The 11,432-nt window shown below is 72.0% G+C and carries 12 protein-coding genes; 11 read left to right on the forward strand and 1 reads right to left on the reverse strand.

From position 1 onward, the window contains the following. The first annotated feature begins 637 nt into the window (after positions 1–637). Positions 638–1,813, forward strand: coding sequence for a serine hydrolase domain-containing protein (locus ACH4LD_RS42755; protein ID WP_398059829.1), 1,176 nt, complete (start codon positions 638–640; stop codon positions 1,811–1,813). Here the strand turns inward: ACH4LD_RS42755 and ACH4LD_RS42760 are convergent. Beyond that, positions 1,810–3,255 (reverse strand): MFS transporter, encoded by a 1,446-nt coding sequence (locus ACH4LD_RS42760; RefSeq protein ID WP_398059827.1) that lies wholly within the window; start codon positions 3,253–3,255, stop codon positions 1,810–1,812. The two genes, ACH4LD_RS42755 and ACH4LD_RS42760, sit on opposite strands and share 4 nt — an antisense overlap. 187 nt (positions 3,256–3,442) lie before the next feature. On the opposite strand from ACH4LD_RS42760, the gene ACH4LD_RS42765 reads away from it, so the two are divergent. The 10 genes from ACH4LD_RS42765 to ACH4LD_RS42810 all read left to right on the forward strand — a co-directional run. After that, positions 3,443–4,189, forward strand: coding sequence for a TetR/AcrR family transcriptional regulator C-terminal domain-containing protein (locus ACH4LD_RS42765; protein WP_132792173.1), 747 nt, complete (start codon positions 3,443–3,445; stop codon positions 4,187–4,189). Positions 4,190–4,322: 133 nt separating this feature from the next. Beyond that, positions 4,323–4,880 carry a pyridoxamine 5'-phosphate oxidase family protein gene (locus tag ACH4LD_RS42770; protein WP_398059825.1) on the forward strand — a complete coding sequence of 186 codons (558 nt, stop codon included), beginning with the start codon at positions 4,323–4,325 and terminating at the stop codon, positions 4,878–4,880. A 298-nt stretch (positions 4,881–5,178) separates the two neighbouring features. Then, positions 5,179–5,763: a dihydrofolate reductase family protein gene (locus ACH4LD_RS42775; RefSeq protein ID WP_398059823.1), complete on the forward strand. Its 585-nt coding sequence runs from the start codon at positions 5,179–5,181 to the stop codon at positions 5,761–5,763. Positions 5,764–5,827: 64 nt separating this feature from the next. After that, entirely contained in the window at positions 5,828–6,739 is a 912-nt protein-coding gene (locus tag ACH4LD_RS42780) for an EamA family transporter (RefSeq protein WP_398059821.1), read from the forward strand. 174 nt (positions 6,740–6,913) lie between these two features. Further along, complete coding sequence (locus ACH4LD_RS42785) at positions 6,914–7,294, forward strand: antibiotic biosynthesis monooxygenase family protein (protein WP_398059819.1); 381 nt, start codon at positions 6,914–6,916, stop codon at positions 7,292–7,294. Between the two features lie 149 nt (positions 7,295–7,443). Then, positions 7,444–7,935: a pyridoxamine 5'-phosphate oxidase family protein gene (locus ACH4LD_RS42790; RefSeq protein WP_398059817.1), complete on the forward strand. Its 492-nt coding sequence runs from the start codon at positions 7,444–7,446 to the stop codon at positions 7,933–7,935. A 46-nt stretch (positions 7,936–7,981) separates the two neighbouring features. Then, positions 7,982–8,575 (forward strand): DinB family protein, encoded by a 594-nt coding sequence (locus ACH4LD_RS42795; protein WP_398059816.1) that lies wholly within the window; start codon positions 7,982–7,984, stop codon positions 8,573–8,575. 209 nt (positions 8,576–8,784) lie between these two features. Next, on the forward strand, positions 8,785–9,366 hold the full coding sequence (locus ACH4LD_RS42800; RefSeq protein ID WP_398059814.1) for a GNAT family N-acetyltransferase: 582 nt from the start codon (positions 8,785–8,787) through the stop codon (positions 9,364–9,366). Positions 9,367–10,042: 676 nt separating this feature from the next. Beyond that, positions 10,043–10,429 (forward strand): DUF3566 domain-containing protein, encoded by a 387-nt coding sequence (locus ACH4LD_RS42805; RefSeq protein WP_398059812.1) that lies wholly within the window; start codon positions 10,043–10,045, stop codon positions 10,427–10,429. Positions 10,430–11,130: 701 nt separating this feature from the next. After that, on the forward strand, positions 11,131–11,432 hold a 302-nt coding region (locus tag ACH4LD_RS42810; RefSeq protein ID WP_398059830.1), incomplete at its 3' end, for an LLM class flavin-dependent oxidoreductase.

The following is an 11,432-nucleotide window of genomic DNA, read 5'->3' on the forward strand; positions in this document are numbered from 1 at the left end:
CGGTGACCACAGCGGCCGTGCCACCGGCCACGACAACTCTCCAGAGCTTCTTCCCCACTTGATCCCCGATCTCTGTACCGAAAGGCGCCGGAGACTCCTCATCCTCCGGCGCGTTCTCAGACAGCCGTGATCCGCACGGGGTTGTACACCCGTGAATCACGATCGGGCCTCAGACCGCCTTCGCCTCGCGCGAGGCGATGCGCCGGGCATCGGAAGGGCTCGGTGTGTCACCTCTGCTGTAGCGCGGTCCGACGGGACGCCGCCGGATCCCGGGGCCCTGGCGGCCCCTCCACTATCGGCTCGCCGCCGGGGGCCCGGCGGAGAACTCCGGGTGCGTGCACACGAAAGAAGGGAATCGGGCGCTTGGCGCATGGAGCGGTACGGTGCTGGAAAGCGGTGCCTTCCAGGTGGGGCGGGGGTGCCGGACCCGGGCCTGGCTGACGATTTCGCGTCTGCCGCGCCGGTGTCGGAGTCGGTGCCCCACGTGTACGGCGCCGGCATCCGCCGGCCCGTCCGTGCGCGTCGGTCGTTCAGCGTGCCGGGTCGGCGGGCGTCCGGGCAACAGCCACGGCGGAGCGATGATTTCCGGCCGCCTCCGGAGTCGTACACAGGACGACCACCGCCCGGGAGGCCACCGATGAAAACCCTGCGCGACACCCTGCACCGGTATGTCGACGAGGGGAGGGTGCCGGGCGCCGTGGGTCTGGTCGCCCACGGGGACGACGTGGAGGTGGTGGCCGCCGGCTCGCTGGACGCCGGCGGCACGGCACCGATGGCGCGGGACTCGCTCTTCCGTGTCGCGTCCCTCACCAAGCCCGTCACAGCGGCGGCGGTGCTGATGCTCGTGGAGGAGGGCCGGCTCGCCCTGGACGCCCCGGTCGAGCGGTGGCTGCCGGAGCTGGCGAGGCCGAACGTGGTGCGCACCCCTGACGCCCCGGTCGACGACGTCGTCCCGGCGGCCCGCCCGGTCACGGTCGAGGACCTGCTCAGCTCCCGCACCGGCTGGGGCTTCCCCGACGACTTCTCACTCCCGGCGGTGCGGTCCCTGTTCACCGTGCAGAAGGACGGCCGCGCCCTTCAGGACTGGCCGGACCCGGACACCTGGCTGGGCCTGCTCGCGCGGGTGCCGATGCTGCACCACCCGGGAGACGCCTGGCTGTACGGCACCTCCTCCGACCTCCAGGGCATCCTGGTCGCCCGCGCGTCGGGCCGTACGCTCCCCGACTTCCTCGCGGAACGCCTCTTCGAGCCGCTGGGCATGAAGGACACGGCCTTCGAGGTCCCGGAGGCGAAGCGGCACCGCTTCACCTCCTCCTACAGCCCGTCCCCGGACGGCACCCTGGCACCGGCGGACACCCCCGACGGGCTGTGGAGCCGCCTCCCGCGCTTCCACTCGGGCGGCGGGGGCCTCGTCTCCACGGCCGACGACTGGCTGGCCTTCGCCCGTATGCTGCTGAACGGAGGCGAGGGCAACGGCCACCGCCTCCTGGCCCGCACCTCGGTCAGCCGTATGACCACCAACCACCTCACCGCGGAGCAGCGTGCCCGCGCCACGCTCTTCCTGGAGGGCCAGGGCTGGGGCTACGGCGGCCAGGTCGATGTCACCCCGGCCGACCCCTGGAACGTCCCGGGGCGCTACGGCTGGGTGGGCGGCACGGGTACGACGGCCCACATCGTGCCGCCCACGGGCACGGTCGCGATCCTGCTGACGCAGGTGGCGATGGAGAACCCGACGCCGACGCCGCTGATGCGGGACTTCTGGAGGAGCGTGGCCGAACGGTCGTCCCGGGCAGGGGCGGTGACCGAGTCCTAACCGTGCGCCCGCTGGGCGTGTTCGGGCAGCAGGCCCACCAGCAGGAGCGTCAGGGCGTCGATGCCCGCGGCGAGGGCGAAGACCAGTTCCGCGGCGGCGAGGCAGGAAGGGACGGACGGGTGCCCGGCCCGGGCGAGGAACACCGTGCCGAGCGCGGCGACACCGAGGGCGCCGGCGAACTGCTGGACGGCGTTGAGCAGACCCGCGCCGGTGCCGACTTCCTCGGCGGTGGCATCGCCGATGACGAAGTCGACCAGCGGAACGAACACCAGCCCGGAGCCGAAGCCGGTGAGCAGCAGCGCGGGCGCCAGCTTCCAGACGGTGATGCCGGTGCCCCAGTGGGCGAGGGACCCCCACAGGCCGAGCAGGCCGAGGACGGCGACCGCCAGCCCCACGCGCAGCCCGGCGCGTCCCAGCTTCTCGGCGAGCACGGCGCCCGAGAGCAGGACGGCGGCGGCGGTGCCGAGGGCCCAGGGGATCAGCGTGAGGCCCGTGTGCAGCGGCGTCCAGCGCATGCCCTGTTGCAGCAGCAGGTTGATGACGAGGACGAACCCGCTCAGTGAGGCGTAGAACCCGGCCACGATGACCAGGCCGACGACGAAGCTGCGCCTGCGGAACAGCGACGGCGTGATGACCGGGTGCTCGCTGTGCCGTTGGGAGACGGCGAACAGGGCGAGCAGGACGACCGCGGCGGCCATCATGACGTAGGTCCAGACGGGCCAGCCGAGATCGCGCCCCTGGATGAGCGGGACGATCAGCAGGGCGGAGGCCGCGGTGAGCAGGCCGACGCCCGTGAGGTCGAGGCGGGCGGCCGGGTCCTCCCCGCCCTGGCGAGGCAGGACGCGCCGGCCCAGTACGGCGGCGACGACGCCGAACGGGACGTTGATCAGGAAGATGGATCGCCACTGGCTGCCGAACAGGTCCAGGTGGAGCAGCCAGCCGGCCAGGATGGGCCCGCCCACCATGGTGAGCCCCATCAGGGGGCCGACCGGGGTCAGCGCCTTGCGCAGGTGCTGGGGCGGGAACACGACCTTCACGAGGGCCAGGCCCTGCGGAATCATCACCGACCCGCACAGGCCCTGCACCGTGCGGGCGACGATCAGGAAGACCGGGCCGGGGGCGAGACCGCAGGCCAGCGAGGCCAGGGTGAAGCCGGTCATGCCGAGCAGGAACAGCCGGCGGCGCCCGAGCAGGTCCCCGAGCCGTCCCGAGGTGACGAGGCCGAGCGCGAAGGCCGCGGTGTAGGCGCTCAGCACCCACTGCACCGTCACCTCGCCGCCGCCGAGGTCGGCGCGGATGGACGGGCCGGCGAGGTTGGCGATGCTGGAGTCGATCAGATCCATGAGGTCGGCCAGGACCACGACGGCCAGGACGAGCCAGGCTGTGCGCGGCGGGGGCGCGGGGGTGGTGGGCGCTTGGGGTGCTTGTTGGTTGATGGACACGAACAGTGTTCTACAGACGAACAATGTTCTGAGCAATGCGAACGACGTTCTTAGTGATGTAGAACACTGTTCGTCGGTGGTGATGAACAACCCTGTTCGCCAGCCCCGTGGATGCCGTTCGCCGCCGTACAGAACGCTGTTCGCCGCCTCATCGAACACCGTTCGCGGGTTGGCTAGACTTCCCCGCATGTCACCGACTCCGCAGCAGCGGCGCGCAGCACGGCACCAGCTCGGCACCGACCCGGGCACTCCCGCGGCCCGGCGCGGGCCGTCCGGGGGGCGCAAGAAGCCGATCACGGTCGAGGCCATCATCAGCGCCGCCTTCGACATCGTGGAGAAGGAGGGCTACGAGGCCCTGACGATGCGGCGCGTGGCCACCGCGCTGGAGACGGGACCGTCGTCGCTCTACGCCCACGTGGTCAACAAGGAGGACCTGGACGAGCTGCTCATCGGCCGTCTGTGCGCCGGGATCGAGCTGCCCGAGCCGGACCCCGCCCGCTGGCGGCAGCAGATCACCGGCGTCTGCGCCCAGCTGCGCGACCAGTACCTGCGGTACCCGGGCATTTCCCGGGCGGCCTTCGCCGCCGCTCCGTCCAACCTGGACACCTTGCGCGTCAGCGAGGGAATGCTCGCCATCCTGCTCGCCGGGGGCATCGACCCGCAGGTCGCCGCCTGGGCGATCGACTCGCTCCAGCTCTACGTCAACGCCTACAGCCTGGAGGTCTCCCTGGCGAACAGGCGGATCAGCCGGAGCGACGACACCTGGGTGGTCAGCCGTGACGAACTGCTGCGCCGCTTCGCCGCGCTGCCCGACACCTTCCCCCGGACCAGGCGCTACGCCGCCGAGCTGACCGCGGGGACCGTCCAGGACCGCTTCGACTTCACCATCGGCCTGATGATCGACGGGCTCCCGGGGGCACGGCGGGACGCGTGACCGGGCCGGGGTCTCGTACGGCGTAACCGGCACGGGACATGAGGCGGGCGGGCGGGGACGATGGTTCCGACGGGGGCTTCAGGCCTCCCTCAGGTCTCTGTCAGGTGTCTCCGGGAGAGAAGGGAGATCCGCCATGGCCGCGCAAGGCCCCGCGACTCACCCCACGGCCGAGCTCGACGCCCGCTACAGCTCCGCGACCAACCCCCGCCCGGGTGCCGCGGACGTCACCGCCACCGAGTGGGCCGAGGCCCGGCGGACGCTGGAGGCCGCCGAGATCTTCTGGGTCTCCACGGTGCGGCCCGACGGCCGGCTGCACGTCACCCCCGTCATCGCCACCTGGCACGACGGAGTGCTGTACTTCGCCACCGGCCCCGGGGAACAGAAGGCGAGGAACCTCGCCCACGACGCGCACTGCGCGCTGACCACAGGCGGGAACTCCCTCACCCAGGGGCTCGACCTGGTCGTCGAGGGCACGGCGCAACCCGTCACCGACCGGACGGCCCTGGAGGAGGTGATCACGGCGTACGAGGCGAAGTACGGGCCCCACATCACCTCACCCGAGGGTCCCTTCCACGGCATCGGCGACGCGTTCCGCAGGGGGGACGCGGTGGTGTTCGCGCTGACCCCGGCCACGGCGTACGGCTTCGGCCGGAACGACGGGGTGTACTCGCACACGCGCTGGACGTTCTGAGGGAGGAGGTCGCGTGTGCGAGTGATCTCGTACCGCTGACCGGAGAACCCCTGGCGGTGGGGCGCCCGCCTTCCGCCGTGATCAACGTGGCCGTGATCAACGTACAACGCCCTGGAGGGCTTGCGGCAAGCCCCCCAGGGCGCCGCAGAATCGTCGGCCGTGGCCGAACCCAGGCCGCGATCCGGGGGATCGGGGTGTGCGCGACATGCGCGGCTTGTCGTCGACGAGAGACCTCACCCGGCGTGCGTCACCCGGCACACGTCACCCGGTACGTGTCACTCGACCGACAAGGACATGCGTGCGCAAGCTCACCTACTTCGTCGCCGGCACCATCGACGGTTTCATCGCGGCCCCCGACGGCGACTGCGACTTCTTCTCCCCGTACCTGACGGAGGACTACCTTCCGCACCTGACGGCCGACTTCCCGGAGACGCTGCCCACTCCGGCGCGCGCCGCCTTCGGCGTCACGGACGCCCCCAACACCCACTTCGACACCGTCCTCATGGGCCGCGGCGCCTACGACCCGGGCCTCGCCGTGGGGCTCACCAGCCCTTACGCCCATCTGCGGCAGATCGTCGTCTCCCGCTCGCTGGGCACCGGCCCCGACCCGGCCGTCGAGGTCACCACCGAGGACCCGATCGCGCTGGTCCGCCGGCTCAAGCAGGAGCAGGGCCTGGGCATCTGGCTCTGCGGCGGTGCCGAACTGGCGGGTCAACTCCTCCCGGAGATCGACGAGTTGATCCTCAAGCAGTACCCGGTCGTGGCCGGTTCGGGAATCCCCCTCTTCCGCGCCGAGTTCTCGCCGCGCGCCTTCAGGCTCGCCGGCAGTCGCGTGTTCGACAACGGGAACCTCGTCCTCACCTACACGAAGGCGTCCGCCTGAACGTCACCCGGTGCGGCCGGGAAAATCGCGTGACGCGTCACGCCCGGCCGTCAATAATCCCGGCGTGGCCACCCTGAACGTCGACACGGCTGAAAGCGGCCCGTCCCCCCGGCCCTCCCTGACCGCGCGGGCCGGACGCGGCTTCGACGCGATCCCGCCGACGGCGCTGGTCCTGCTCGGCATCGTCAGCGTGCAGGTGGGCTCGGCACTGGCCAAGCACCTGTTCAGCGCGGTGGGCAGCTTCGGGACGGTCGCGCTGCGGCTGTTCTTCGCGGCGGCGGTGCTGGTGGTGGTGTGGCGGCCGTCGCCGCGTATGCGTCGTCGCGCGTGGACGGTCGTGGCCGGCTACGGCGTGGTCCTCGGCCTGATGAACCTGTGCTTCTACCTGGCTCTGGCCCGCATTCCGCTGGGGATCGCGGTGACCACCGAGTTCCTCGGGCCGCTGGTGGTGGCGCTGGCCGGGTCGCGCCGGTGGCTGGACGCGTTCTGGGCCCTGCTCGCGGCAGGCGGTGTGGTCCTGCTGATGGAGGGACGCGGCGACCTCGACCTCGCGGGTTTCCTGTTCGCCCTCGCCGCGGGAACGTGCTGGGGCCTGTACATCCTGCTCGGCGCGGCACTGGGCCGCCACACCACGGAGGGCAACGGTCTGGCTCTGGGGATGGCCGTCGCGGCGCTGGTGGCCGTGCCGTTCGGCGTGGCCGACAGCGGAACGGCGCTCATCCAGCCGTGGGTCCTGCTCGCGGGGCTCGGCGTGGCACTGTTGTCGTCGGTGATCCCGTACTCGCTGGATCTGGAGGCACTGCGCAGGATCCCCCCGCGCGTGTTCGGCATCCTGATGAGCCTCGAACCGGCGATGGCCGCCCTCATCGGCCTCGTCGTGCTGCACGAGTCGCTGCACTGGTCGCAGTGGCTGGCGGTGCTGTGCGTGGTGGCCGCGTCGGCGGGCGCCACCCGCGGCACCCGCCCGGAAGCCTAGGACCGCATCCGGGCGCCTGGGACCGCATCCGGCCGCTATGGCCGCATCCGGGCGCCTGGTGCCCCATCAGGCGACGTCCGCCGCGGAGTCCCCCGTCCCGCCTGGCTGATTCCCCATGCATCCCGTCCGGAAAAGACACTGGATCGGGGCCGCACCCCGCCTTACGGTGGCGCCATGAGCGATCACCCGGAAGCGCCTGTCGCACCCGTCGAGGCCTATGAACCGCCCTACTACGTGGCCGTCTTCACCACGGTGCGCACCGAGGACCAGAGCGGGTACCGCGAGACCAACGCACGCATGGAGGACCTGGTCAAGGACGTCCCCGGGTACCTGGGGATGGACCACGCGCAGACTCCCGGCGGGCTGGGCATCACCGTCGGGTACTTCCGCGACGCGGACGCCCTCGCCGAGTGGCGCGGCAACGCCGAGCACCGCGAGGCACAGAAGCGTGGGCGAGCCGAGTGGTACCAGAGCTACACGCTGCACGTGGCGAAAGTGGAGCGGAGCCACGGGTTCACCCGAGCGGAGGTTCCGCAGAGCCCGACAGCGGACTGACCGGTCGAAGGGCTCGGTGATGGCCTGACGGGCCCGGACGGTACTGCCGTCCGCCCAGGCAGGCCGGTGGAGGAGCTCTCCATCGGTCGCCGGGCGTAGGTCCCGCGCCTCAGGCGCACTTGGCGCCCGCCTGGCCAGGGTCGGTCCTCATGGAGAGCACGGGAATCGTTCGCCGCCAGGCGGCGGAACGTACGCGCGACACTCTGGAGCGGCTCGTCACCGAGCGGGACGTGTGGGTGTCGACGGCACACCCTGATCACGGGCCGCACCAGGTGCCGCTGTGGTTCCTGTGGGACGGGCGAGCGGTGTGGATGTGCACCGGCGCCGCTTCCGTGACCGCGCGGAACCTCCGCGAAGAGCCGCGCGTGCGCCTGTCGCTGCCGGACACCTTCGACGTGGTGCTCCTCCAGGGCGAGGCGGAGTGCTTCCCGGACCAGGAGGTGCCCGCGGGCGCGGCGGAGGCGTTCGCCGCCAAGTTCGGGTGGGATCCACGCGCGGAAGAGGATTCCTTCGTGTATGTCCGCGTGGTCCCGAGGACCGTGCGCGCTTGGCGCGGCGAGCCGGAACTGCGTGGGAGGGTCATCATGCGCGACGGGATGTGGCTGGAACAGCGGCCGACCGGACCGCGGCCGCGGGGATAGGCGGAAAAGCGGTGTGTGAAGATCGCTTGGACGGCAGACTTGCGGCATGACCGCACCTGATCCCAAAGCCGACCTTCATTCCTACCTCCAGTCCGCCCGTGATGCCCTGCTCTGGAAGCTCGAAGGGCTCTCGGAGTACGACATCCGCCGCCCGCTGACACCTACCGGCACCAACCTCCTCGGTCTGGTAAAGCACGCGGCCGGCGTGGAGTTGGGCTACCTCGGTGACATCTTCGGACGGCCGTCCGGCGAGCCGCTGCCCTGGCTCGACGAAGGCGCCGAGACGAACGCGGACATGTGGGCCACCGCCGACGAGTCACGGGAGTTCATCGTGGAGTTGTACCGCCGGGCCTGGCGGCACGCCGACGCGACGGTGGACGCGCTGGCGCTGGACACGGTCGGCAAGGTGCCGTGGTGGCCCGACGGCAAGAACGAGGTGACATTGCACCACGCCGTGGTGCGCGTGATCGCCGACACACAACGGCACGCCGGGCACGCGGACATCGTCCGCGAACTGCTGGACGGTGCCGTGGGGACGAGCAAGGGCAACGACGCCGTGGCGCCCGGCGACTCCGCGTGGTGGGAAACCTACCGGAGCCGGCTGGAGAGCGCGGCCCGGGAAGCCGACCGAGGCGCCTGACCCCGCCGGCCACGCGCACCCGCACACCCCGCCACGGCACGCGGCAGGCAGCAGGCGATGACACCGCGGGGTGCTTCGGTGGCCGAGCGCCGGCGGTGGTGCGCCTCCGCGTGGTCCCCCTCCCCCGGCGCCCCGGGGCCCCGCCCTGCGGAACGGGGACCGGCCAAATCGTGTTGTCGCCCCGGGCCGGGCTGCGGGAGCATCCGGACATGGAAGAGCCTGCCGAAACCCTCACGTCCGACCGGGTCGTACTGCGCCGGTGGCGGACGACCGATCTCGATGCCCTGGACCGGGCCATCTCCGAGTCCCTGGACCACCTCGTGCCGTGGATGCCCTGGGCGGCCGACAGCGGCCGACAGCAGACCGCCGGCTTCCTGGCCCGCACCCACGAGGAGTGGGAGACCGGGCAGGCCTTCGGCTACGCGATCACCGCGGGTGGCGTGGTGACGGGGAGTTGCGGCCTGCATCGCCGTATCGGTGCGGGCGGACTCGACATCGGCTACTGGCTCCACCCTCGCTGGACGGGACAGGGTCTCGCCACGATGGCGGCCGGGGCGCTCGTCCACCAGGGTCTCCAGCTGGCCGGCGTCGACCGCGTCGAGATCCACCACGACGCCGCCAACCCGGCAAGTGGGGCCGTGGCCGCCCGCCTGGGTTTCACCGAGGTCGGACGCGTACGGGCCCCTGATGGGCCCGCCGCTCCCGGCGAGGTGGGGATCCACGTCATCTGGCGGATGACCGGGGAGCAGTGGGAGGCGCGCGCGTCCGAGGGTGCTCGGCGAGCGGGCTGAGCCGGGACGACGGCCGGGGCATCGGGGCACCGGCCGTCATCGCGCCACTCGGGATTCAGTCCTTCGGGGCACGTGTCCGCCGTACGGCCGACACGCTCGTACACCCATTCGGCGGTGTCTCCCGGGTGCGTTCCGGTGTCGTTCGACGGGTGGGGTCCGGCCCGCCGGGAGCCGGTTCCCGTGCCGTCGGGGCGGTCCGCGGGACCGGTCTCCGGGACCTCGTCCGAGTGCGGGGGCGCCCTGTCGCCCATACGGTCGGATGCACGGACCAGCAGGCCCCAGAGGCCGCCGGGTGGCCGACGGAGGCCCGTTCGACGGGGGGAGGGCGCTGCGGAAGGCTGCCGGGCCAGTCAGGGAGACAGGCATGAGTCGAGCCAAGCGCGCGCCCCGCACCATCGCCGGAGAGCAGGCGGCAGTGACGCAGGGCGGCGGAGCCCGCAGCTCCCCCGAGGACCGGTCCACCGCACCTCCCCGCCCCGCGCAGCGGCCGGCTCCGGTGGAGGAGCCGGAGGATCCCGGTGGTGCCGGGGGCGCCGGGGGCGCATCGGCACCCCCCGCTGCGGCCGGAGCAGCACCACCGTCCGCCCACCCGGCCGGACCGGGTACGGGACTCCCTGCCGCGAACCGTCCGACCGCGTCCGGCACGGCTGCCGCCCCCGGGCCCCGGACGTTCCGGATGCGCATATCCGAGGGGGATCCGTGGTCGGTGATGGTGACGAGTTCCCTGCTCCTCGCGGGGGTCGGCATCCTGGCGCTCGCCACCACGGTCGTCCTCTGGATCCTGATGGAGGCCATGGCGCCGGACGTCCTGCCGGACCTGGGCACCGTCCTGGCCATCGGGATCGGCGTCGTCACCGTGGAGGTCGTCCTGGGCACCGGCCTGGCGACGCTGGGCACGTTCCTCTACAACCTGTCGTCGCTGTACAGCGGGGGCGTCGAGGTCTCCGTCACCGACGATGTGGACCTGCCCCCGGCGGCCGACCGGGTCCTGCCGGCCATGGCCAGAGCCCGGGCCCGTGTGCGCCGCTCCCTGCGCGGGCGCACCCTCCGGCCGCGGTCGTGACCGCGGTGGTGTGAGCGGGGCCGGACGTCCGCCGGGCAACGACAAACCGAGTACGACGGGAGCCGCGTACGTCCCGGGCACGGCAGCCGCGTACGTCCCCGGGCACGGGAGCCGCGTACACCCCGGGCACGGGAGCCGCGTGCGTCCCGGAGACGACAGCGGCGTACACCCCGGGTAAAACAGCCGCGTACGTCCCCGGTTCCTCATCGGCTGATCCGGCGCGGAACCTCCGCCCCGGCGAGCTTTCGCGCTCGCCCGCGGTGCGTTGAGCGTCTGCCGGGTCACCAGTCGTGCCAGGTACGGCTTGAGCCGGGTGTCCCGGGTGTCCCGGGCGTCACGGTGTCACCGCCGCCGATGGCCACGACCTCGCTGGGGCCTGCGTGCTCGGTCATGCCCTCGGGACACCGCCGTCCGCCAGGACGGAAGCACCGCCCGGCGAGGCTCGCGTGAGGCGCCGGCTACTGGCCGAGCTCGTTGTCGAACCAGATCCGGTGGGTGCCGTCCCCGACGACGCGATGCCTGCGGTCGCGGCGATCCCGGTCAACGCGCCCGTTCCGCCGGCCGCCGGCCCGGGCGCGCGGACGCGCACACCGTGCACTCAAGGTCATACAGCGGTGCACGGACAAGTCATTCGGGGCGAATCGGCGTCCTAGCGTCGAGTGACCAGGCCCGTCGAGTCCGAGGACATCCCCTTGACATCAGTGCAACACTCCGCGACACCTACCCAGTTCGGGATCTTCTCGGTCGGCGATGTCACGCCGGACCCCACCACGGGGCGGACCCCGACCGAGCGCGAGCGGATCAAGGCCATGGTCGCCATCGCGCTGAAGGCCGAGGAGGTCGGCCTGGACGTCTTCGCGATGGGTGAGCACCACAACCCGCCGTTCGTGCCGTCCTCGCCGACCACCATGCTGGGCTGGATCGCCGCGCGGACCGAGCGGATCGTCCTGTCGACGTCGACCACGCTGATCACCACCAACGACCCGGTGAAGATCGCGGAGGA

The sequence above is a fragment of the Streptomyces sp. NPDC017676 genome (assembly GCF_044329325.1).
GTDB lineage: Bacteria > Actinomycetota > Actinomycetes > Streptomycetales > Streptomycetaceae > Streptomyces.